At 66.6% G+C, this 23,647-nt stretch carries 20 protein-coding genes; 2 read left to right on the top strand and 18 right to left on the bottom strand.

The window, feature by feature from the left end; genetic code table 11:
* Nucleotides 1-88: 88 nt before the first annotated feature.
* The 5 genes from J2X06_RS04000 to J2X06_RS03980 all read right to left on the bottom strand — a co-directional run bounded on the left by J2X06_RS04000 (nt 89) and on the right by J2X06_RS03980 (nt 5,005).
* The gene (locus tag J2X06_RS04000) at nt 89-2,050 is read right to left on the bottom strand and encodes a type IV pilus secretin PilQ (protein ID WP_310058572.1); all 1,962 of its coding nucleotides are present in this window, start codon (nt 2,048-2,050) and stop codon (nt 89-91) included.
* 16 nt (nt 2,051-2,066) lie between these two features.
* Nucleotides 2,067-2,555 (bottom strand): pilus assembly protein PilP, encoded by a 489-nt coding sequence (locus tag J2X06_RS03995; protein WP_430539538.1) that lies wholly within the window; start codon nt 2,553-2,555, stop codon nt 2,067-2,069.
* Nucleotides 2,556-2,622: 67 nt separating this feature from the next.
* A complete protein-coding gene (locus J2X06_RS03990; RefSeq protein ID WP_310058565.1) occupies nt 2,623-3,297 on the bottom strand; it encodes a type 4a pilus biogenesis protein PilO in 675 nt (224 codons plus the stop codon).
* Nucleotides 3,294-3,947, bottom strand: a complete 654-nt coding sequence (locus J2X06_RS03985) for a PilN domain-containing protein (RefSeq protein ID WP_310058562.1) — start codon at nt 3,945-3,947, stop codon at nt 3,294-3,296. Before J2X06_RS03985 ends, J2X06_RS03990 begins: the two co-directional genes overlap by 4 nt.
* Nucleotides 3,947-5,005, bottom strand: a complete 1,059-nt coding sequence (locus J2X06_RS03980) for a pilus assembly protein PilM (RefSeq protein WP_310058560.1) — start codon at nt 5,003-5,005, stop codon at nt 3,947-3,949. Before J2X06_RS03980 ends, J2X06_RS03985 begins: the two co-directional genes overlap by 1 nt.
* Nucleotides 5,006-5,243: 238 nt before the next feature.
* On the opposite strand from J2X06_RS03980, the gene J2X06_RS03975 reads away from it, so the two are divergent.
* Together J2X06_RS03975 and J2X06_RS03970 are read left to right on the top strand one after the other, a co-directional pair.
* Nucleotides 5,244-7,736 (top strand): penicillin-binding protein 1A, encoded by a 2,493-nt coding sequence (locus J2X06_RS03975; RefSeq protein ID WP_310058557.1) that lies wholly within the window; start codon nt 5,244-5,246, stop codon nt 7,734-7,736.
* Nucleotides 7,737-7,803: 67 nt separating this feature from the next.
* Complete coding sequence (locus tag J2X06_RS03970; protein ID WP_310058555.1) at nt 7,804-8,460, top strand: hypothetical protein; 657 nt, start codon at nt 7,804-7,806, stop codon at nt 8,458-8,460.
* On the opposite strand, the gene J2X06_RS03965 is transcribed toward J2X06_RS03970, so the two are convergent.
* From J2X06_RS03965 to recG, 13 genes are all read right to left on the bottom strand, one after another.
* On the bottom strand, nt 8,442-9,071 hold the full coding sequence (locus J2X06_RS03965; RefSeq protein ID WP_310058553.1) for a hypothetical protein: 630 nt from the start codon (nt 9,069-9,071) through the stop codon (nt 8,442-8,444). The genes J2X06_RS03970 and J2X06_RS03965 overlap by 19 nt on opposite strands.
* 20 nt (nt 9,072-9,091) lie before the next feature.
* A complete protein-coding gene (locus J2X06_RS03960; RefSeq protein ID WP_310058550.1) occupies nt 9,092-10,411 on the bottom strand; it encodes a citrate synthase in 1,320 nt (439 codons plus the stop codon).
* 281 nt (nt 10,412-10,692) lie between these two features.
* Nucleotides 10,693-10,938 carry a type B 50S ribosomal protein L31 gene (locus J2X06_RS03955; RefSeq protein ID WP_310058547.1) on the bottom strand — a complete coding sequence of 82 codons (246 nt, stop codon included), beginning with the start codon at nt 10,936-10,938 and terminating at the stop codon, nt 10,693-10,695.
* Between the two features lie 93 nt (nt 10,939-11,031).
* Nucleotides 11,032-11,964, bottom strand: a complete 933-nt coding sequence (locus J2X06_RS03950; protein WP_310058544.1) for a nucleoside hydrolase — start codon at nt 11,962-11,964, stop codon at nt 11,032-11,034.
* A 91-nt stretch (nt 11,965-12,055) separates the two neighbouring features.
* Nucleotides 12,056-13,456, bottom strand: coding sequence for a glycoside hydrolase family 47 protein (locus J2X06_RS03945; protein ID WP_310058541.1), 1,401 nt, complete (start codon nt 13,454-13,456; stop codon nt 12,056-12,058).
* A 54-nt stretch (nt 13,457-13,510) separates the two neighbouring features.
* Entirely contained in the window at nt 13,511-14,767 is a 1,257-nt protein-coding gene (locus tag J2X06_RS03940; RefSeq protein WP_310058538.1) for an AGE family epimerase/isomerase, read from the bottom strand.
* Nucleotides 14,768-14,770: 3 nt separating this feature from the next.
* Nucleotides 14,771-15,775: a carbohydrate kinase family protein gene (locus tag J2X06_RS03935; RefSeq protein ID WP_310058536.1), complete on the bottom strand. Its 1,005-nt coding sequence runs from the start codon at nt 15,773-15,775 to the stop codon at nt 14,771-14,773.
* A 6-nt stretch (nt 15,776-15,781) separates the two neighbouring features.
* Nucleotides 15,782-17,077, bottom strand: coding sequence for a sugar MFS transporter (locus J2X06_RS03930; RefSeq protein WP_430539537.1), 1,296 nt, complete (start codon nt 17,075-17,077; stop codon nt 15,782-15,784).
* Between the two features lie 106 nt (nt 17,078-17,183).
* Nucleotides 17,184-18,227 carry a LacI family DNA-binding transcriptional regulator gene (locus J2X06_RS03925; protein WP_310058530.1) on the bottom strand — a complete coding sequence of 348 codons (1,044 nt, stop codon included), beginning with the start codon at nt 18,225-18,227 and terminating at the stop codon, nt 17,184-17,186.
* A 133-nt stretch (nt 18,228-18,360) separates the two neighbouring features.
* Nucleotides 18,361-19,119: a copper homeostasis protein CutC gene (locus J2X06_RS03920; RefSeq protein ID WP_310058527.1), complete on the bottom strand. Its 759-nt coding sequence runs from the start codon at nt 19,117-19,119 to the stop codon at nt 18,361-18,363.
* Nucleotides 19,116-20,132, bottom strand: coding sequence for a N(4)-(beta-N-acetylglucosaminyl)-L-asparaginase (locus J2X06_RS03915; RefSeq protein WP_310058523.1), 1,017 nt, complete (start codon nt 20,130-20,132; stop codon nt 19,116-19,118). Before J2X06_RS03915 ends, J2X06_RS03920 begins: the two co-directional genes overlap by 4 nt.
* A 52-nt stretch (nt 20,133-20,184) precedes the next feature.
* Nucleotides 20,185-21,213 (bottom strand): glucokinase, encoded by a 1,029-nt coding sequence (locus J2X06_RS03910; protein ID WP_310058520.1) that lies wholly within the window; start codon nt 21,211-21,213, stop codon nt 20,185-20,187.
* 223 nt (nt 21,214-21,436) lie between these two features.
* Complete coding sequence (gene recG, locus J2X06_RS03905) at nt 21,437-23,554, bottom strand: ATP-dependent DNA helicase RecG (protein ID WP_310058517.1); 2,118 nt, start codon at nt 23,552-23,554, stop codon at nt 21,437-21,439.
* Between the last annotated feature and the right edge of the window lie 93 nt (nt 23,555-23,647).

Genomic DNA, 23,647 nt, shown 5'->3' with positions numbered 1-23,647 from the left:
CAGGCGCCGTCGCGGCGTGGGCGCCCCACCCACGGCCACAAATGCAAAGAGGGCCCGAAGGCCCTCCCTGCGTTCACCGCCGGAGCTGTCAGCGCTGCGAGACCTGCAGCACCTTGGGCGTCACGAAGATCAGCAGCTCGGCCTTTTCCTTGTTGCGACCCTTCTTCTTGAACAGGTTGCCCAGGAAAGGAACGTCGCCCAGGAACGGCACCTTGCTGACGTCGTTGCGGTCGCGGAACTCGTAGACGCCGCCGATCACGACGGTCTGGCCGTCCTCGACCAGCACGGCGGTGTTGACCTCGCGCTTGCTGATCTGCGGAACCTGGCCGATGGAGGTGTCGACAAAGCCTTCGACTTCATCCTTCTTGACCGCCATGTTGAGGAACACGCGGCCGTCGTTGGTGATCGTCGGCGTGACCTTCATCTGCAGCAGCACGTCCTTGAACTGCACGTTCGGGATCGGGATGTCGTTGCCGCCCTGCTGCGGCGAGATCGTCACGTAGCCGACTTCCTGGCCCTGGCTGATCACCGCCTCACGCTGGTTGCTGGTGACGATGCGCGGGTTGGAGATCACCTCGCCACGCCCTTCCTGCTGCATCGCCGACAACTCGACGTCCAGCGCGTAGCCCGCGTTGAGGATGGCCAGGGCAACCGAGCCGGCCGGGTTGGTAACGCCCAGGTTGGTCATCAGGCCGCGGGTGATCGTGCCCAGGACAGGCGGGTTCGGCGGCGGCGTGGCGCTGTTCTGGTTGTTCGCGTCGACGACCGAGTTCTGCGTATCGATGTTGCTCTGGATGTTGCCGTTGAAGAAGGCCTGGGCGTCGTGGGTATAGCCGGAGACGCCGAACCGGGCGCCCAGCTCGCGCGAGAAGCTCTCGACCGCGATCACGACGCGAGCCTCGATGACGACCTGATCCACCGGTCGGTCGATGACCCGGATCAACTCCTTCATCTGCGCGATCTTCTTCGGGATGTCGCTCACCATCAGGGTGTTGGTCCGCTCATCGGCAACCAGGCGGCCGCGCGACGACAGGAAACCGCTGTCCTGGTTGCCTCCACCCGCACCGCCACCACCACCACTGCCACCGACGCCTCTGGCCTCGGTCAGCGCTTTGAAGATCTGCGCGGCGTTGTGGTAGTTGATCTGGATGTACTCGGTGGTCAGATCGACGCGGTTGTCGAGCGCGATGCGTGCGTCTTCCTTGTCCTGCTCGTACTTGGCGACCTCGGCCTGCGGCGCGATCCACACCACGTTGCCGCTGCGGCGCTTATCCAGGCCCTTGGCCTGCAGGACGATGTCGAGCGCCTGGTCCCACGGCACGTTGACCAGTCGCAGCGTCACGTTGCCCTGCACTGTGTCCGCGGCGACGATGTTGAGGCTCGATTCCTCGGCGATCAGCTGCAGCACCGTGCGCACCGGCACGTCCTGGAAGTTGAACGTCACCGGCCGGCCGCTGTAAGCGCGCGTGGACGTGGTCGAGTTCGTGGCGCCCATCGCCGTGTTGCCGGTGGCCTTGCCGCGCGAAGCGGTGGCGCCAGCGGCACGCGGTACGATCTCCACGATGTACTCGCGCCCGCTCTGGTAGGCCATCGACTCGTAGTTGCCGCTGGTGTTCAGCACCAGCTGCGTGCCGGTACCGGCGGGACGCGCGTCGATGCGCTGCACCGGTGTGGCGAAGTCTGTGACGTTGAGCGGCTTCTGCAGGTTGGCCGGCAGTTGCGCGTTGCCCACGTTGATGGTGACGGTCGAACCGGTGCTGCGCAGATCCGGCGCGGCGCCATCGCCGTCGAAGCGCAGGATCAGGCGGCCCGCGCCGCCATCGCCCCGCTTGAAGTCGATGTTCGACACCGAGATCGTGCCGGGCAGCTGTTTGGCCGGGTCACGGCTGGGCGTCGGTGCCACGGTCGTCGGCGCTGCGGCACTCGGCGGGGCCGCGTGCACGGCGCTGAAGGCGGCGACGGCGCCCACCAGCAGGCCGACGCTGCCCTTGCGTAGCAGGAGCATGGGGCGCCGGGCAGGCCGCGAGCGTGTGGCGTTGAATACGGTCATCATGACAATCCCCCAATCATTGATCTTCCAACGCGACCGTGGCTGGACGCTCCAGCCAACCACCCGCGCCATCCGGCACCAGTTCCACCAGCTCGATGCGATCTTCAAAGACGGCGGTCACGCGACCGTCGCTCTGCCCCATGTACGCACCAGGCCGCACACGATAGGTCACCTTGTCCGGCGCCATCACCAACGCGATGACACCGGCACCTTTGCCCAGCGTACCTACCATGTCCAGGCTGTCGAGCGGGAACTGCTCGAGTGTTTCCTTGCGACGCGCCGCATCCGGTCGCGGTCCGTTGCCGCCGCCCTCGTCGGTGAAGGCGTTGCTGAACGGATCGCGCATGCCCTGCGCGGCGTATTCAAATGTTTCGAACTGCTGCATCACAGGCAACGGATCCAGCGGCGGCGCCGGGCGTGCCTTGACTTCCGCGACCCACTTTTCGAGGTTGGGGGCTTCGCCGGGCGTGCTGGTGATTCCGCGCGAGCAGGCGGTCAGGCCCATCGCGACGAGCAAAGCGAGTGCAAGCGGACCGGGACGGAAACCGGTGCGAACGGTATTCACGCGCATCTCAGGTTCCCCCCTGTCCGACCTTGGCGGACCCGGCCGTGTTCTGCTGATTGGCCACTTCCTCTTCGTCCAGGTAACGATAGGTCTTTACGGTGCCGGCCAGTTCGAGCGGACTATTGGGCGTGATCACGGCGTTCGGCGCCTTGGCCCGCGGCTTCAGTGAAATGTCGTGCATGGTCATGATCACCACGCGCGGCAGCGAGGCCACGCCGCTGACGAAACCGCCGAACTGGTGGTAAGTGCCCACCATGCGCAGCGCGATTGGTTTCTCGGCGTAGAACTCCTTGGGCACTTCCGGACCAGGCTGGAACAGCTCGTTGCTGATGCCGGTGGCGAGTGCGGTCTGCGAGATGTCCACGATCAGGTCGGGCATCTCGGTCTTGCTCGGCAGCTGGCGCAGCATCTGCTGCAACTGCTGTTCCATCTGCGCGAGCTGCTGCTTGAGCGGCTCCAGGTTCGCGGCTCGACCCTGCTTGGTTTCGAACTCGACGCGCAGGTCCGACTCCTGGCGTTCCAGGCCGGCGAGCTCTTCGCGCTGGTCGCGCACGAACAGCCACCAGGCCAGGCCGACGATCAGCAAGCCGATGATCACGCAGAAGCCGATCTTGGCCTGCTGCGGCCAACCGCCAATGTTGTTGAAGTCGAGGTCTTTCAGCGAGACTTTCTTCTGGCTCACGACGCAGCTCCTCCCTTGGTCGGTGCCGCGGCGGGCGTGGTGGCCGCCGGTGCCGCAGGCGCGGCCGGTACATCCGGCTTGCCGTCACCGTCCTCATCCTTCGGCGCGTTCGGATTGGCGAGCTGGACCTGCAGCCTGAACTCGTACGGCAGGCCCTTGTCGTTGCCCTTGGCCTCGATGATCGACAGGTCGGGATTGGTCATCCAGCCTGAACCTTCGAGGTTGCGCAGGTAGGTACTGACGCGCGCATTGGACTGGGCGCGGCCTTCCAGCGTCAGGGTCTTCTCGTCCTGCTTGATCGAGGTCAGCACCGCGCCGTCCGGAATCGTGCGCACCAGCGAATCGAACAGATGCACCATCTGCGAACGGTTGGCCTGCAGCTGTTCGATCACTTCCTTGCGCGCCAGGAGCTTGGCCTTCTTCTTGTCCAGCTCCTCGATTTCCTTGATCTGCGTGTCGACCTCGGTGATGCGGTCGCGCAGGTAGGTGTTGCGCTCGTTCTGGCCGCTGATCTGGCCCTTGTAGAAGCTGACGATCAGGAAGGCCAGCAGCACGGCGCCAAGCGCCGAACCACCGAGCATCATCCCGAATTCCTTCTGGCGCTGTTTGCGCCGTTCCTCACGCCACGGTAGGAGATTGATCCGTGCCATCAGTCGAAGCTCCTCAGGGCGAGGCCGCAGGCGATCATCAGCGCCGGCGCATCCTGCGCGAGCGCGTGGGCCTGGACACGGGGACCGAGCGTCATGTGGGCGAGCGGATTGGCGATGATGGTGGGCACGCCGAGCTGCTCCTCGACCATCTGGGCGATGCCCGGGATCGCCGCGCAGCCGCCTGCGATGACGATCTGGTCGACCCGGTTGAACTCGCTGCCGGCGTAGAAGAACTGCAGCAGTCGGCTGACCTGCTGGACCATGGCTTCCTTGAACGGCTCCAGCACTTCGGCCTCGTAGCTGTCCGGCAGGCCACCCTGGCGCTTGGCCAGGCCGGCTTCCTCGTAGCTCAGGCCGTAGCGCCGCATCACCTCGTCGGTAAGCTGCTTGCCGCCGAACACCTGTTCGCGGCTGTAGAGGCTGCGTCCATTGCGCAGCACGTTGAGCGTGGTCATCGTGGCGCCGGAGTCGATCAGCGCGATGACCCCGTCCCGCGGGCTGCTCAGGTTGTCGGCGATCAGCGCGAAGGCGTTCTCGATCGCGAAGGCCTCCACGTCCATCACCTTCGGTGTCAGGCCGCCGATCTCCAGGGCGGAGGCCCGGACCTCGACGTTCTCCGAGCGCGATGCCGCGAGCAGCACCTGCACCATGTCGGCGTTGCCGGGCATCGGCCCCAGCACCTCGAAATCGAGGTTCACTTCCTCGATCGGATACGGGACGTAATTGACGGCCTCCAGCTCGACCTCGCTCTCGAGGTCGTCGCCATCGAGGTCGGACGCCATCGGGATGATCTTGGTGATCACCGCCGAGCCGGCCACTGCCGCCGCCGCGAATTTGGCGCGCGTGCCGGACCGGGCCACGGCGCGCTTGATCGCCTCGCCAACGGCCTCGACCTCAACAATGTTCTTTTCCACCACCGCGTTGGGCGGCAGCGGTTCGACGGCGTAATGCTCAACGCGGTAGCGGTTGCCAGCCTTGGAGAGCTGCAACAGCTTGACCGCGGTTGAACTGATGTCCACGCCAACCAGTGCCGGCTGGCTTTTTGTGACTATCCCCACGATTTTCTCCCCTTGCCACAAGCGCTTACGAGCACTTCATGTGGCCCCGCCTTAAATAACGGACTTTGCGCAAGCTGGCAACCACTTCTTTCGAATAGCGCCAACCAGAACCCCATTTCCCCGCCAAACGGGATGCGGTCCCATTTCCGGACGCCGCCCCCGGCCCGCACCCCAAGCTCCCCACTTCCGCTCCTCTATACTCCACGCTTACGACACCCGCAATCGGAAATCCGCTTTGATGCCCCGTCTTGGTCGTTTGTTGCGCTGGGCGCTCCTCGCGTTCGCCGGCGTGTTCCTTCTAGGCATGGTCGGCCTGGGCGTCCTGTACTACCTGGTGGCCCCCAAGCTCCCCGATGTCGAGACGCTGCGTAACGTCGAGATGCAGGAGCCCATGTACGTGTACGCGCGTGACGGCCGCCTGATGGGCCTGTTCGGCGAGACCCGGCGCTACCCCATCGCCATCGAGGCGGTACCGGACCGGCTCAAGAAGGCGTTCATCGCCATCGAGGACTCCCGCTTCTATCACCACCATGGCGTCGATTTCAAAGGCGTGTTCCGCGCGGTATGGCTGCTGGCGACGACCGACAACAAGCGCGTCCCGGGCGGGTCGACCATCACCCAGCAGGTCGCCCGCCAGTTCTTCCTGAGCTCGGAATACAGCTATACCCGCAAGCTGGCCGAAATGCTGCTGGCGATGCGCATGGAGCGCGAACTCAGCAAGGACGAGATCTTCGAGCTGTACTTGAACAAGAGCTTCTTCGGCAACCGTGCCTACGGCGTGGCCGCCGCGGCTGAGTTCTACTACGGCAAGAAGCTGGACCAGTTGACGCTGGACGAGATGGCCTCGCTCGCCGGCATCCCCAAGTTCCCTTCCAGCGGCAATCCGCTGAGCAATCCCGAACGCGCCAAGCAGCGCCGCGACTACATCCTCGACCGCATGACCGACCTGCGCTTCATCACGCCCGCCGAGGCCGCGAACGCCAAGGCCGCGCCGATGCACGCCACCCCGCATGAACGCCCGGTCGAGGTCTATGCCCCGTACGTGGCCGAGATGGTCCGCCAGGAGATGGTCGCTCGCTATGGCGCGGAAGCGCTGACCAAGGGCTACCACGTCACCACCACCATCGATGCGGTGCTGCAGACCGCCGCCGACCAGGCGATCCGCGACGGCCTGGCCGTCTACGATCGTCGCCACGGCTGGCATGGGGTCGAGAAGCATTTCGAGCTGCCCGCGCAGGACGATGCCGCCACCGCGCGCGCGCGCCTGGCCAACATCGCACCGCAGGCCGGCCAACTGCCGGCGGTCGTGCTCGGTGTCAGCGACACCCAGGTCCGGCTGGTGCTGGGCGACGGCACGCAGATCGAACTCGGCCCGAACCAGGGCTGGGGCGACAAGAGTCCCGCCAGCCTGGTGAAGCGTGGCGACATGGTGCGGGTGCAGCGCGTGACGGCCGCAGCCGCCCCGGACCAGCCGCAGGCGGCACCCAGCTACAAACTGGATCAGTTGCCGCGTGCACAGGCCGCACTGGTATCGCTGGAACCGTCCAACGGCGCGTTGCGCGCGCTCTCCGGCGGCTTCAGCTTCGCTGGCAACAAGTTCAACCGCGCCACGCAGGCGCGTCGCCAGCCGGGCTCGAGCTTCAAGCCGTTCGTGTATGCGGCCGCGTTCGAGCGCGGCTACAACCCGGCCTCGATCGTGCTGGACGCCCCGGTGGTCTTCAAGGACCGCCGCGGTCATCTGTGGCGCCCGCAGAACGACACCGGCAATTTCGCCGGCCCGATGCGCCTGCGCGAGGCGATGGTGCAGTCGCGCAACCTCGTGTCGGTGCGCCTGCTCGATGCCATCGGTGTCGATTTCGCCCGCAAGTACATCAGCCAGTTCGGCTTCGACCAGGAACAACTGCCGCCCAACCTGTCGATGTCGCTCGGTACCGCGTCGCTGACGCCTCTGTCGATGGCACGCGGCTATGCGGTCTTCGCCAATGGCGGCTTCCGTATCACGCCGTGGTTCATCGACGAGGTGAAGGATCGCGACGGCGCCATCGTGTTCAAGGAAAAGCCGGCCGTGGCCTGCCGCGAGTGCGGCCCGCGTGCCAACGGCTCGATCGCGACGCCGGCCTCGAACGTCGTCGACGGCTTCGATCTGGGCCCCGCAGGGGGCGCCACGGCACCGGTCGCGGCGACGGCCGAGGACAAGCCCAAGCCCACCGCCGTGCCGCCGACGAGCAGCGCCGACATGGTGCTCGCACCTCGCGCCATCGACGACCGCACCGCCTACCAGATCGTGTCGATGCTGCGCGATGTCGTGCAGCGCGGCACCGGCACCGCGGCCAAGGTGCTGGAGCGCGAGGACATCGGTGGCAAGACCGGCTCCACCAACGACCACCGCGATGCCTGGTTCTCGGGTGTTGGCGGCCCGCTCGTCACCACGGTGTGGGTGGGCCGCGACGGCTTCGAGTCGCTTGGTTACCGCGAGTACGGCGGCAAGGCGGCACTTCCGATCTGGATCGACTACATGCGCGTCGCGTTGAAGGACCAGCCGCTCGCGGTCAACGAGCCGCCGCAGGGCATGGTCAAGGTGGCCGTCGGCGCCAACGGCGCGCTGGTGCCGTCGGAAACGGGCGGCGTCCTGGAATGGGTAAAGCACGAAGATCTTGAACGGATGCAGGCTTACGTCGACTACGGCCCGGAAGAAACCATGCCGGCCGAAGAATCGTTTGATATCTTCTGATTGCCGGCCCTTGCGGCCGGCCGCGGCGAGCGCCCTCGCCGTCGTCGTGCCAGCCGCGGAGGTCGTCATGCCCCACGCCCGACAGCACGCTCACCAGCACGCCCAGACCCGTACCCGCGAGCGCCGCCACCGGCTCGCGCACGAGGCCGCGCGCCTGATGGCCGAAGGTGGCATCCGCGATTACCACCAGGCCAAGCTGAAGGCCGCCGAGCGACTGGGCATCTTCGACGACGCCTCGCTGCCACGTAACCGCGAGATCGAGGACGCACTGCGCGAGTACCAACGCCTGTTCCAGCCCGACAACGTCACCGCCGTGCGCCAACGCCGCGAGGCGGCATTGCGTGCGCTGGAGTTCTTTCGCGACTTCGACCCGCGCCTGGTTGGCCCGGTGCTCGAAGGCACCGCCGACACGCGCAGTCCGGTGACGCTGCATCTGTACAGCGACGACCTCGACGCTGCGCCGCGCTTCCTCGACCAGCACGGTATTCCCGCCGAGGCGCGCAGCCGGCGCCTGCGCCTGGACCGCGAACGCACTGGCGACTTCCCGGTGTGGGTGTTCAGCGCCGAGGAGATCACCTTCGACGTCACCGTGCTGCCGCTGGACGTGCTGCGCCAGGCGCCACTATCGAGCACCGACGAGAAGCCGATGCGCCGGGCATCCGCGACGCAATTGCGGCAGTTGTTGGCCACCGAGGAAATCGAAGGTTACGAGCGCGGCGAGTGAGTGCCGCGCGGATCGCGCCTGGGCCTTGAAGGCGCCAGCCCGAACACGTTGAGCTCGATCGCGACGAACGCGACCAGCCACAGCAGCGCGTCCCAGGCATCGAGCCAGGCCGCGCGCATGCTTTCCCGACTGGCAGCCTCGTCGCCGATGCCCATCGCGGCCCAGGTCAGCATGAAACCGACCAATGCCAGATAGAGCGCCAGGGCCATCGCGCGTCGGATGCGATGCAGCCTGATGGCATCCGCTGGCAATCGCACCTCCAACTCGAGCAGCGCGATCACGCCGAGCCAGACCATCTCGTTGGCGAAATCCAGCCACACGCGTTCAAGCGCGTATCCGACACACGCCATGACCACGGCGAACGCCGCCAGCGCGCGCACGCCGTGCAGTGCCGGGCGCCATCGCGACGGCAAATTCCAGCCGCCGGTTTCCCACTCGAACAGCAATAGCAGTACGAACCAGGCCGCCGTGTCGAGCAGCTCGGTCGCGCGGCCGAAACGCGCGTACAGGACCACATCGCCCGCCAGCAGCGCATACACCAGCCATCTGAAAACGACGAAGCCGCGGTCGGGCCGCGGCTTCGTGGTTGCTTCGGCGCTGACGCCGGGCATGCGGACTGCGCTTTCGAAAATCAGCGCTTGTCGATACCGACGTAATCGCGGTTGGCCGAGCCGGTATAGATCTGGCGCGGACGGCCGATCTTGTTTTCCGGATCGTTCTGCTGCTCCAGCCAATGCGACACCCAGCCGGCGGTACGGGCGATGGCGAACATCACGGTGAACATCTCCACCGGAATGCCCAGCGCCTTGTAGATGAGGCCGGAGTAGAAGTCGACGTTCGGGTAGAGCTTGCGCTGCACGAAGTACTCGTCCTTCAGCGCGGCCTCTTCCAGGCGCATCGCCACTTCCAGCAGCGGATCGTTGACGCCCAGTTGGCCCAGCACGTCGTGGGTCATCTTGCGCACCAGCGCCGCGCGCGGGTCGTAGTTCTTGTACACGCGATGACCGAAGCCCATCAGGCGGAAGCCCGATTCCTTGTCCTTGGCCTTGGCGACGGCGGCACCGACGTTCTCGGGCTTGCCGATCTCGGCCAGCATCTTCAGCACGGCTTCGTTCGCACCGCCGTGAGCCGGCCCCCACAGCGCCGCGACACCGGCGGCGACGCTGACGTACGGATTGGCGCCGGTCGAGCCGACCAGGCGAACGGTCGAGGTCGAGGCGTTCTGCTCGTGGTCGGCGTGCAGGATGAAGAGCAGGTCCATCGCCTTGGCGGCGACCGGATTGAGCTCCAGCGGCTCGCTCGGCACTTCCTTCATCATGTGCAGGAAGCGCGTGGTGTACTCGAGGTTGTTGCGCGGATAGCGGATCGGCCAGCCGATCGAATAGCGATAGCAGGCCGCTGCGATCGTGGGCACCTTGGCGATCAGTCGGATCGCGGACAGGCGGCGCTCCTCCGGATCTTCCAGGTCGAGATCGTTGTGGTAGAAGCTGGCCAGCGAACCGAGCATGCCGGTCAACATCGCCATCGGATGCGCGTCGTGGCGGAAGCCGTACAGGAAAGTGCGGAAGGCCTCGTGCATCATCGTGTGATGCGTGACCTCATGCTCGAACGCCGCGAACTGGTCGCTGGTCGGCAGCTCGCCATTCATCAGCAGGTAGGCGACTTCCAGGAAGCTCGACTTCTCGGCCAACTGCTCGATCGGATAGCCGCGATACAGCAGCACACCCGCATCGCCGTCGATGTAGGTGATCGCCGACTTGCAGCTGGCGGTGGCGGTGAAGCCCGGATCGTAGGTGAACGCGCCGGTTTCCTTCGGCAGCTTGGCGATGTCGATGCACGGCGCGCCGAGCGTCGGGTACTGAACCGGCAGGGTGACGTTCTTGTCGCCGGCGGTCACCGTGACCTGGTCGAAGCCGGCCTTTTTGGAGTCAGCCTTAATAGAATCAGACACAAAACACTCCTCAAGTCTGCATGCCGCAGGGAGGGCCACGGCGCGAAGTGGGAACAGGGTCGGGACAATGCGATCCAGTAATTATCGCATAACGACCCTGGAGCAGAGGTTCGGACTTTGGCGGTGGGCCCTGCCTTACTGCACCGGTTTGTTTCAGCGGTGTGACGGCAACATCAGCCCAAAGCCCTCGCGCCTGAGCCGGCCGCCAGCGCCTTCACGCGCACAAACGCAAACGGCCGCCCAGAGGGCAGCCGTTGTGCGCACAGCCATTACGACGCGTATTACTTCTGCGCGTAACGCTTGCGGAACTTGTCCACTCGACCGCTGGTGTCGACGATCTTGTGCTTGCCCGTGTAGAACGGGTGCGACGCCGAGCTGATATCGACCTTGATCAGCGGATACTCATTACCGTCTTCCCACTTGATCTTCTCCTTGCTGCCAAGGGTCGAGCGGGTCAGGAACGAGAAATCCGTGGTCACGTCCTGGAAGACGACTTCGCGGTACTCGGGATGGATGCCGGCCTTCATGGCACTCACCAATTCAATGCGGGAAAGCGCGGCAGTATACGGACTGCCCCGGGGGTTAGGCAAGTCCCGGGAACGCCAAAATCCAAAAATCGGTCAAGCTGCGGCCAATGCCGCCTGGACCAGGCGTTCGAACCGGGCCTGGTCGTAGCGCAGCGTGATCCGGACATGGTCCGGACGTCCCGTGTGGCGTTGCCAGTCCACGACCGTGGCACCGCGCCCCTGGCGTCCTTCCAGTTCCACCGCCACGGGCCGATCGACCTGCTCCAGCGCTCCTTCCGGCTCCAGGGCGTAGGCCATCGCGAGGCCATCCGCGCTATGCCAGTAGTCCCCTCGCCGGTCTTCCGACCATTCGCGGGTCTTCCTGGAAACGCGCTCGTAGAACCGCGCCCGCTCGGAGTCGGCCTGCAGCCATCCCACTACCTTCTGGTGCAGCAGGCCGTGGGCGAGAGTCGCTTCCCAGTCCACCAGCTCGATCCGCGGGAACGAGGTGAAGACAATATGCGCCGCCTCGGGATCGAAGTAGATGTTGAACTCCGCCGCCGGCGTGATGTTGCCGTGCGCGGTCACCGCACCACCCATCACCACGATCCGCGCCACGCGCTCGGGCAGCGTCGGGTCGAGCTTGAGGGCCAGCGCGATATTGGTCAGCGGGCCGAGCGCGACCAGCAGCAGGCGGCCGGCGTGCTCGTGCGACAGGCGCAGGATCGCGAGGGCCGCATGCTCTGCTTCGGCCTGTCGCCGCGCCGGCTCATAGCCGACGTCGCCGAATCCATCCTCGCCGTGGACATACGCCGCATCGGGCGCCGCATGCAGCAGCGGGCCGGTGCAGCCGGCGAACACCGGCACGCCGACACCTGCCACTTCGCACACCTTCAAAGCGTTGGCCACGGTGTGGCGCAGGCCGACATTGCCGGCGGTGATGGTCAGGCCGACGACCTCGTGACGCGCATCGTTGAACGCCATCAGCAGGGCCAGCGCGTCGTCGACGCCCGGGTCGGTATCGATCAACAGGGGGATCTTCGTCATCAGCCCATTATGCGCGAGTCATGCGCGAGCGCCGCCGGTCGCGTAACGGCCGCAACGCGGCGCCGTTTTCCGGCGCCCCGCACTGCAGTTGTCACCTGGCTACCGGCAGGCGCAGCGGGTGCGCCTCGGTGTTGAAGGTCACCTTGTCGAATTCGAGCGTGTCCTTCGGCGCAAACAACAGGTAGTAATACTTGAACGTCTCGGCGAATAGAAAGCTCTCCATCGAGTCCTTCTGCTCCTTGGTGCGCACGTCCTTCAGCGCCGCATAGCCGTCGGCGGTGCGGCAGTGGCGGACGAAGTCATCGAAGAACTCGCGCCCCATCGCACGGTACTTCGCGTCACCGGTGTAGCGATACAGGTAATAGGCAGACTCGATGATCTCCGGTCGCAGCGCATAGCCGCCCGAGGTCACTTGCATCTTCGCGTAATCGATCTGCTCCGGCTCGATGCCGTGCAGGCGCCACATCTTCAGTCCGGAATCCTGCAAGCGCCTGGCGCGCCCCAACTCGCCGCCCAGCACCAGCAAGGCGGGCATGAACGCGTCCAAAGCGCCGTACTCCGTAGCGGTGCGCTTTCCGGTGGTCATGTCGGCATGGCCGTACCACAACTCGCCCTTGCGCACTTCGTCGCCGAGATGGCGATTGACCGCCGCGATGCCGTCGTCCCACATCGCCTTGCAATCGGCGTCGCCGAACAGGCGCCAGCACTTGTAGAGGTACTCGTAGTAGGAGTCGATGCCGCCCCCGATGTGCGAATCGCGGTCGGTCCACTGCCCGTTCTCCACGTCGATCCACGTGCCGACCAGCCCCGTGGTCTTGTCTCGGCGGCGATAGGTTTCGACCAGCGCGCGCTTGGCCTTGTCGTAATAGACCTGCTTGCCGGTGAGCTTGGCGAGCATGCCGAACTCGATCAGCAGCGTACCGGTTTCGGCCGGATTGCTGACCTTGTCCCGCACCTTGCCGGTGCGCAGATTGACGTACCGATATGGCATGCCGGTGGGCGAGTCGAACACCGGCAGCAGGCGCGCGCCCAGATCGTCGGCCAGCTTGAGCAAGCGCTCGTCGCCGGTCAGCTGGTACCCCGACAGCAGCCCACCGAGCAGTCGGATCGTCACCTCGAAGTTCTGCACTTCCATGTCGTGATCGAACGACAGGCGCGAGGCGATCAGTTCGCGCGCTTCCTTGGCCTCTTCGTCCAGGCCCATCAGGATCAGCGTGTCGAGCGCATCGACGGGCGTCATCAGCAGCGATTGCGCATACCAGTCGTGCGGCGCATGGCTGAGCGGCTTCAGCGCGTCGTGTCCCCAGGCGTAGCGCTTGTAACCCTGCCAGGCGTGCCGGGTTTCGGCCTTGACTCGTTCGGCGAGCTTGGCCGACTCGGCGTCGCTGACGGCATCGGCGGCGCGCGACGATGCCGGCGCTGCCTGCACCGATGTTCCGACGATACCGGTCAGCAAGATCGCAAGCAGCCGGAACCGGATTCTGTTCTTCATGGGGTCACCACTTCATGTCGGGTCGCCGCGGTCGCGGCTGTGGATGGGGGCTCGTCACGGCACCGTGGCACGCACGACTTTGAGCACCTCGTAGCAGGCACCCATCGTGTGGTAATCGGTCTTGCCGGCCGGACTCTTCTCGTCGCTGTACTTGCGGTTGTCGGCATCTAGGATTCGGAACCAGGCGCCATACCGGTGATCGACGAAGTGCTTCCAGGAATACGTCCATAAACGGTCGTACCAGTCCCAGTACTTCGTTTCTCCGGTACGGCTCGCCAGCAATGCGGCCGCGGCCAGCGATTCGGCCTGCACCCAGAAATACTTGTCGTCGTCGCAGACATAAGCTTCGCCTTCGACCTTCGCGTTGCCCTGATCGGCTGACCTGAGGCCATCGAAGGCGAAGCCGTAGTACATGCCGCCCCGCTCGGCGTCCCAGGAATGCGCCAATGCGGCATCGAACAGACGGCATGCGGTCGGCACCAGCCAGTCGACCTGCACGTGACGGTCGAGGATCAGCAGAAGCTTGGCCCATTCGGTCTGGTGGCCGGGCTGGAACCCCCAAGGGCGAAACAGGTGCTTGGGGTCATCGAGGTGGTAGGTCCAGTCGACGTTCCAGTCTTCGTCGTAGTGCTCCCACACCAGTCCGCCGGCCTGTGCCGCCTGCCGGCGCGTCATGTGGTCGGCCAGGGTCAGCGCGCGGTCGAGATAGCGGGTTTCTCCGCTGGCCTCGTATGCGGCCAGCATCGCCTCGCACATGTGCATGTTGGCGTTCTGACCGCGGTAGGCGCTGAAGTTCCAGGAGGCGTCGGCCTCATCGCGGTACAGACCGGGCGGGGCATCCCAATAGCGATGCTCCAGGAGCTGCCACGTCTCGTCCATCCAGCCGCGCGCCTCCTCGATGCCCGCCTTGAGCGCGGTCGAATACGCCAGCAGCACGAAAGCGACACCGTAGCAGTGGTAGGTCTCGTCCTCCACCGTCCCGTCGCGCAGCGTCCAGGCGTAGCCGCCGGTAAGCGGGTTGCGGTGCATCTCGCGCAGGTAAAGCAGGCCATGGCGCGTCGCCGCGAGGTATTGGTCGCGAAGCGACGCATCCGCGCCGAACTCGCGCGCCGCCATCGCATAGTTGAAGATGAAGCGCGTGCTGCTGACCAGGTGACGATGGTCGGCGTCGTACACCGAGCCATCGTCGCGGAAGTAGTGAAAGAAGCCACCATCCGGATCGATGCAACGCGGATGGTAGAACGCCATCGTGTGGGCGATATGCGCGCGCAGGAAGTCCGGCGAGCGGAAGTCGGGGTTTTGGGGTTGCATGTCTCAGCTTTCCTTGACGTTCTGGGCGGCCATCAACTGCCGCACCTGCTCGCGCGACGGCATCGCCGCGAACGCGCCATGACGGGTTACCGCCAGTGCGCCGACCGCGGCGGCGAATCGCAACGCGTCATCGATGGCCTCGTGGTCAGCGACGAAGGCCGGCCATTGCGCGGCATCGATGCCCCGTTCGGCCATCCGGAAAAGCAGGCCTGCGACGAAGGCATCGCCCGCCGCCGTGGTATCGACGGCCGTGACGCGGAATCCTTCGAGTTCACCCGCGGCATCGCGCGAGAACCAGCGGATTGGAGCGGCGCCGTCGGTCACGACCAGCCAACGCGCGGCGCCGGCAAGTACCTGGCGCACGACGGCGCGCTCACCCGCCTCGCCGCCACCGAACCCGGCCGCCAGGTATTCCAGTTCATTGCGCGCCAGCTTGACCAGGTCGGCGGCATGCAAGGCCTGCCACAGCCGTGGCAGTGGATTCGCATCGGCCGGCCACAGCATCGGCCGCAGGTTCAGGTCGATGCTCACCAGTGCGCCCGCAGCCCTCGCGCGGCGCATCCCTTCCAGCGTGGCTTCGGCGATGCCCGATTCGGTCAGGCTGTTGGAGCAGACGTGGAACGTGGCGGTTCCTTCGAAGCACTGCGCCTGGAAATGCTCGGCGCGGAACAGAAGGTCTGCGGACGGCGGTCGATAGAAACTGAAGCTGCGTTCACCTTCCGCATCCAATGCGACGAAAGCCAGTGCGGTCTTGGCCTGGTCGGTGCGCACGACGAAGGCGGTGTCGACGCCGGCGTGCTGCAGGCTGTCGACGATGAAATCGCCGAACATGTCCCGACCGATCATGCCGACAAAGCAAGAGCGCGCTCCCAGGCGCGCCAGGGCCACGGCCACGTTGGCGGGAGCGCCGCCGGCGTATTGCACGAAGTTACGCGGCGCATCCGGCTCGATACCCGGCTGGGCGAGGAAGTCGATCAACGCCTCGCCGAAACAGACGATCTTGCGCATGCTGTGTCAGCCCCGCCCCTGCGGCAAAGCGCCAGCCGATGTCAGACGCGAGCCGCGCAACCCATACCAGACGATGTAGGCATAGCACAGCACCGAGACGAAGAACGCGTACTGCAGCGCCTGCGTCTCGTTGCCTGTCGTGGCCTTGAACAGATCGACGACCCAGCCCTGCAGCGGCGGGATCACCGCGCCGCCGACGATCGCCATCACCAGCAGGCTCGAAGCCTTTTCGGTCATCGGTCCCAGGCGTTCGATCGCCAGCGTGAAGATCGTCGGGAACATGATCGAGTTGAACAGCCCGACCGCCACCACCGACCACATCGCCACGCCTCCGGCGGTGGACATCGTGGTCAGCAGCAAGCCGATGTTGATCGCGGCATACGCGGGCAGCAGACGGCGCGGGTTGGCGCTCAGCAGCAGCGCGGCGCCGACGAAGCGGCCGATCATCGCCGCACCGTGGTAGATCGACAGATACAACGAGGCCTTGCCCTCCGCCATCGCACCGATCTCGGGCCGCGATACGTAGGTCACCATGAAGTGGGCCACGGTGACCTCGACGCCGACGTAGAAGAAGATCGCCAGCACGCCCCAGCGAACGTGCGGGTAGCGCAGCACTTCCGCAAACGAATGTCGCTGGCGGTCGGCCTGTTCGGTGGCCTCGGTCAACGCCGGCATGCGGAAGAAGTACACCGCCAGCGCCAGCACGATCAGCGCCAGCGCCACGCCGACGTAGAGCGGCTGCACGCTCTGCACACGCTCGGCGGCCGGCAGGGCCGCAAGCTGGTCGGCACTGAGCAGCGTGGCGCTGAAGATCAGCGCCCCGGCGACATATGGGCCGAGGGTGTGGCCCAGAGAGTTGACCGCCTGGGCGAAGTTGAGCCGGCTGGCAGCGCGCGACGGCGCACCGAGCAGGCTGACATACGGATTTGCCGACACCTGCAGCAGCACGATGCCGCTGGCCAGGATGAACAGTGCCGGCAGGAACAGATTGAACGAACCCATCTGCGCCGCCGGCAGCACCAGCAGCGCACCGGCACCGGCCACCAGCAGGCCGATGACGATGCCGAGCTTGTAGCCCACGCGCGCGACGACACGGCCGGCCGGCACTGCCATGACGAAGTACGCGCCGAAGAAAGCCGAGTCGAGCAACATCGAACGCGCATGCGTCAGCTGGAATACCGACTGCAGGTGCGGGATCAGCACGCCGTTGAGTTCGGTGATGAATCCCCACATGAAGAAAATCGCGGTCATCGCGACCAGCGCCACGCGGTTGCGCGTGTCCTGCGCGGCGCCTGCCGGCACATCGGGCGCGTCGGGGGTGTTGGGTGCGTTGTTCAGGGTTTGTGTGCTCATGGCTGGCCGGAGTACTCGAAGGAGGAGCCGCGGACACGGCGTAGGAAAGGTTGGCTCACGGGACCTGGGCTCCACTGCTGCCACGCACTACCAGGCGCACCGGCGCGACCACGCGCTTCACCGGCGCATCGGGCTCTCGCACGCGATCGAGCAGCAATTGCGCGGCATGGCGCCCGCACTCGCGTGGTTGCACGGCCAGCGTGGTGAGCGGTGGTGTCGACAGGGCGGCCTCGGTGATGTCGTCGAAACCGGTCAGCGCGAACTCCGCACCGGGCCGCACACCGCGCGCGCCCAGTCCGAGCATCAACCCCAGCGCGACGTTGTCGTTGTAGCAGACCGCCGCGGTCGCGCCCGGAGCACGCTCGAACAACTCGCCAGTCCTTCCAGCGGCTTCAGCGCGCGTGGGGCTGCACTCCACCAGCCAGTCGGGATCCGCCTCCAGGCCGGCCGCGCGCATCGCCTCGGCATGGCCCGCGCGTCGCTGCTGGCACGAACTCGAGTCGGCGTGTCCGCCAAAGAAGGCGATGCGGCGATGTCCGAGCGACAGCAGATGCTCGGTGGCCAGGCGCGCGCCGCGCTGGTTGTCCAAGGCGAGGAAGTCCCAATCGGCGCCGCTCAACTCGCGGTTGAATACCAGCACCGGCACGCCGGCGCCTACTTGCCGGCGCAACGCCAGCCCGTCGCTATGCTCGGCCGGCGAGAGGATCATGCCCGCAGGGGCGTGCTCGACCAGCGAGCCGAGAACCGCCTGCTGGCGCTCGGGCGATTCCCCGGTGCTGCCAAGCAGCGTGACATAGCCTTCGCCGCCCAATGCCTCGTCGACCCCCGCCGCGAACTCGGCGAAGAACGGGTTGGACAGGTCGTTGATCACCAGCGCTATCGACGATGACGTCCGCCGCCGCAGGTTCGCCGCCGCACGGTTGTAGACGTAGCGCTGGCGCTTGAGCTCGGCCTCCACCCGCGCGCGCGTGTCGGCATGCACCAGCGGGCTGCCGCGCAACACCAGCGACACGGTCGCACGCGATACGCCGCAGCCCTTGGCGATATCGGTGACGGTGACGGCCTGGCGGTGGGCGCGCGGTTTCCTGGCCGTTGTCATCGGATGCTCTGGACCCCGGATCCTTGAATTGCTCGATGCCTAAAAACGTGCCGCCTTAGATCGATCTAAATTAAACACATCCGACCGGCGGAAGCATTCTGCGGCGCAGCAGAGCAGGCCTTGGCCCTGGATGCTAAGGGGCAGCGGGCCTGTCGCTTCGAATCACGGCATCCAATGTGCGGCGCAGCGTCCGGACGATCTCCCGATCGCTCTGTTGCCAATCCGGATCCAGACCCGCCAGCAGGCCATTGCGGTGACGCATCGCCGACACCCGCAGCGCCTTCGCCGAGGCGTGAAACTCATCGGCCTGGCTGCGCCCGGCCACTTCGCGCAGGTTCCCCGCGTTGATACCCGCGCCCGCCATCACCCGGATCCGATGCTCGGCCTGCTGCACCAGTGCTGCGATGGCATCGGCGCCTTCCAGCGCGGTGGTGCTGGCTCCCGAGGTCAGCACCCGATGGCAACCCAGTGCGATCGCCGCCTCCAGCGCCTGGGCGGGATCGCGCGCGACATCGATCGCGCGGTGGAAGGTGAGCCCCATGAATCCCGCCGCCACAATGAGTTCACGGCAGGTGGCCGTGTCGACATGGCCGTCGGCATCGAGCGCGCCGATCACCACACCATCGCACCCCAACCGCGCGCAGGCTTCGATGTCGCGCAGCATCACGTCGCGCTCGAATTCGTCGTAATAGAAATCGCCGGGACGCGGGCGTATCAGCACGTACAGCGGGATGCGCACGCAGTCGCGGGTGCGCGCGAGGGTGCCGTAGGACGGCGTGCAACCGCCCTCGCCGAGGTTCTCGCACAACTCGACCCGGTCGGCGCCGCCGTCCTGCGCCGCCAGCGCCGAGGCCAGCGAGTTGGCGGCTATCTCGAGCAGCGGCGCGCTCATGTCTGTTCCGAGGCGTACACCGAGGACGAATCGTGCAGGCGGTCGTGCGGACCCGGGCCGCCATCGTGCATGGCGTAGACGAAACCCTTGTGCAGGGCGAACGCACCGACCTCGCCCTGCCGGTTCATCGCCAGGAAGCACACCTGCAGCCGTTTGCTCGCCTCCGGACGCTTGCGCACCACGCGCTCGATCGCCTCGCGGCATGCCTGCGCCGGCGAGCGCCCCTGGCGCATCAATTCGACGACGAGAAAGCTGGCGGCGTTGCGCACCATCTCCTCGCCCACACCCGAGGCCGTAGCGGCACCGACGTCGTTGTCGACGTAGAGTCCAGCGCCAATGATCGGACTGTCGCCGACGCGGCCATGCATCTTCCAGGCCATGCCGCTGGTGGTGCAGGCACCGGCCAGGTGGCCACCCGCATCCAGCGCAAGGATGCCGAGTGTGTCGTGGTTGCTGGCATCGCCCGGTCGCTGCCGGCGTTCTGCATTGATCTGCGGCGTGTATTGCGAGGTCTTCTGCCACTCCCGCCATGCCTGGCGCGCCGTGTCGGTCAGCAGCGGCGTCTTCTCGAAACCCTGGGCCACGGCGAACTGCTGCGCGCCCTGCCCGACCAGCATCACGTGAGGCGTCTTTTCCATCACCGCCCGAGCCACCGAGACCGGATGCACGATGTCCTCCAACGCGGCCACGGCACCGCAGCGGCCGTCGCCATCCATGATGCTGGCGTCGAGCGTGAGCACGCCGTCGCGGTCGGGATTACCGCAGCGGCCCACGGTGGCATTGCACAGGTCGGATTCGGCCCAGCGCGCGCCGGCCTCCACCGCGTCCAGCGCGCTGCCTCCACGCGCGAGCACGCCCCATGCGACACGGTTGGCGCCGACGCCGAAATCCCAGGTCGACACCACGCGTGCGATTGCGTTGGCGGGCTTCGACGCGTCGACCTGTCCTCCCGGCAGCGCCAGCGCGCCAGCGGCCATTAACGAGGTCTGCAGGAACTGGCGACGGCTGCTCATGGTCAGGACTCCGGCGATCAGGACTCGCGCAATCAGGGCGGGTGACGTGCGATCAGTACTCGGCCTGCCGCTCGAAATACCACGCGGCCGCGCCGATCAGGCCCAACTGGCCGTGATCGACCAGCCACACCGGCACCTTGGCGAGCACCTCGCCCAGCACGCCCTTGTTGAGGAACCGCGCGGCGAATTCGCTCTCCAGCAGCAGATCGCCGATCTGCGCGGGAATGCCGCCTGCCAGGTAGATCGAATCGGCGCCGAAGGTGACGGCCAGGTCGCCGGCAAGACTGCCCAGCAGTGCGCAGAACATCGTCACCGCCTCGACGGCATGCGCATCGGTGCGCTCGGAGGCGGCCGCAGTGATCATGACCGGCGAATCCAATTCGGGAACGCGCCCGTCGATCTCGCACAACGCCCGATACGTGTTGATCAGCCCGGGTCCGGACAGCACGCGCTCGTTGTCCACGTGCGACCAGCGCTTGAGCAGCTGCCGGACCAGGTCGAGCTCGCGCTCGTTGCCCGCGGCAAGCGAGGCATGCCCGGCTTCGCTGGCCAGCACGCGCGGCGGCGACCCGGGCTGGAATGTGCTGGGCAGGCAAAGCGACGCGCCAAAACCGGTTCCCGGCCCCAGCACCAGCGCAGGTCCGGCGCTGGGCCGGTCCGGACCGCACACGCGCGTCATCGCGACCGGATCGATGTGCGGCATCGCGCAGGCGACCGCCTCGAAATCGTTGAGCAGGCCCAGATGGGCGATGTCCGCATCGCGCCGGGTCTGCGACAACGACACCGGCCACGGAAGATTGCTGTTGATCAGCGTGTCGCCCTCCAGGCGCCCGGCGATCGCCACCACCGCGTGCTCGGCCCGCACCGAATCCACATCGACCGGCACGGCATCGGCGAACGCGCGCAGGATCGCTGCCAGGCTCGGGTGCGCAGCACAGGCATAGCGGCGGTATTCGAGCACGGCCACCTTGCCGTCCTCGCCCATCTGCACCAATCCCAGGCGCGCATAAGTGCCACCGACATCGGCGGCGATGAAAGGCTGCCCGGGACGCAGGCTGGCGGAGGGAATCGATTCTGGCATCACGGTGCGGGGAAGGCTTGGGGGGAGAGCGGACTGCGCATGATGCCCAAGCCCGGCGTGAAGCTGCGACTCGACGACCATACGAGTCCGCATGCAAGCGGCCGATTACGGATCCGCCATCACCCACATTTTGCACGAGGATGGGGCGCGACCATCACACCGGCTTGATTATCGGCTACAGGCCGCTCTTTTCCGATCGGAAACCGGGCACCGCCGCGCATGATCAGGCCGAGGCGTAGCGCGTCGCGCTGCCGACCCAGCGCGCGACGATGCGCTCGCCGAGTTCCGGCGAGCGCTCCAGCAATTGTTCGCCGATGCGCTGGACCTGCGGCAGCAGATCGGCATCCCGGGCCAGGTCGGCGACGCGGAAGCTGGCCAGGCCGGTCTGGCGGGTACCGAGCAGTTCGCCCGGTCCACGCAGCTCCAGATCCTTCTCGGCGATGAGGAAACCGTCGTTGGTCTCGCGCATGGTCTCCAGGCGCTGCCGCGCCATCTGCGACAAAGGCGGCTGGTACAACAGCACGCAACTGGACGCGGCGGTGCCACGCCCGACGCGCCCGCGCAGCTGGTGCAGCTGCGCCAGGCCGAGCCGCTCGGCGTTTTCGATGATCATCAGCGAGGCATTGGGAACATCGACGCCGACCTCGATGACAGTGGTGGCGACCAGCAGGTCGATGTCGCCGTCCTTGAAGGCGCGCATGGTCGCCTGCTTGTCGGCGGCCTTCATGCGTCCGTGGACCAGCCCGACCCGCAATTCCGGCAGGCGCTTGGACAGATCCTCGAACGTGCTCTGTGCGGCCTGCGCGATGACCTCGTCGCTGTCGTCGATCAGCGTGCAGACCCAGTACGCCTGCCGGCCTTCGGCGCAGGCCTTGCGGATGCGCTCGACCAGTTCGGGGCGACGTTCGGCGCTGAGCGCCACGGTCTGCACGGGAGTACGGCCGGGCGGCAACTCGTCGATGGCCGACACGTCGAGGTCGGCGTAGGCCGCCATCGCCAGCGTGCGCGGGATGGGCGTGGCGGTCATCACCAGCTGGTGGGGAACAAGAGCATCACCGTTGCCGGTGCCGCCGGTGCCCTTGTCGCGCAGCGCCAGGCGCTGGTGCACGCCGAAGCGGTGTTGCTCGTCGACGATGGCCAGCGCCAGATCGTGGAAGGCCACGCCTTCCTGCATCAGCGCATGCGTGCCCACCACGACCTGCGCCTGCCCGGAGGCGACCTCCTCCAGAACCTTCGCACGCGCCTTGCCGGTGACCTTGCCGGCCAGCCAGGCCACGCGCACACCGAGCGGCTCCAGCCAGCCGCGCAGGTTATTGAGGTGCTGCTCGGCCAGCAGTTCGGTCGGCGCCATCAGCGCAGCCTGCTTGCCGGCTTCGACTGCCAGCATCGCCGACATCGCCGCGACCACGGTCTTGCCGCTGCCGACATCGCCCTGCACGAGGCGCAGCATCGGGTGCGGCTTGGCGAGATCGGCACGGATCTGCGCGAATACGCGCTGCTGCGCCCCGGTCAGTGCGAACGGCAGGGCCTTGCGCAGGCGCTCGGCCAGCTTCGCCTTTTCGAGCACGGGCGCGGCGTGCGCCTGCTGGGCGATGCGCTGGCGACGCAGGCTCAGGTGGTGCGCCAGCAATTCCTCCAGCGCAAGCCGCCGCTGCGCAGGATGGCGTCCTGCCAGCAGCGCGGCGACGTCGGCGTCCTGCGCCGGCCGGTGCACGGTGAGCAGCGCCTCGCGCAACGACGGCAGGCGGAAGCCATCGCGCAACTCGCGCGGCAGCAGCTCCAGCGCCTGCTCGTCGGGCAGGCGGTCCAATGCAAGGCCGATCAGGCGTCGCAGCGACGCCGGACCGATGCCCTCGATCGCCGGATAGACCGGATCCAGGCTTTCGCCCAACGCCGCATCGGCCTCGTCGTCGAGCACGCGATAGCTGGGATGCACGATCTCCAGGCCATGCTGGCCCGGTCGCGGCGTGCCGTAGCAGCGCACGCGCACTCCCGGTCGGAACTGCGCGACCTGGGCCGCGCGGAAGTGGAAGAAGCGCAGCACCAGCGTGCCATGCGAATCGTCGCCGATCGCCACGCGCAGCATCGGGCGGTAACGGAAGCCGCGCTCGACCGCCTCCACGCGCCCCTCCAGTTGCGCGGCCACGCCGGGCTGCAACAGCCGGATCGGCGTGATCGCGGTGCGGTCCTCGTATTGCCTGGGCAGTTGCAGCCACAGGTCCTGCAGGGTCAGCAGGCCGCGCGCGGCCAGCTTCTCGGCCACGCGCGGGCCCACCCCCGGCAAGGTGGTGATCGGCAGCGGCTGGAGATCGACGGTGGCCCCGTCCTTGCGCGTCGGCATCGCTACAGCATGCCGGGATCGGCGACCAAAAAAAAACCCCGGCGCGTACCTCGCCGGGGTCGGGAAAGTGTAAGCCTTCCGTCGGAAAGGCCC

The organism is Lysobacter niastensis (assembly GCF_031457115.1).
Lineage (GTDB): Bacteria > Pseudomonadota > Gammaproteobacteria > Xanthomonadales > Xanthomonadaceae > Lysobacter_J > Lysobacter_J niastensis_A.
The sequence above is the reverse complement of the archived record's forward strand: the minus strand, read 5'-3'. Positions and strand labels throughout refer to the sequence as shown.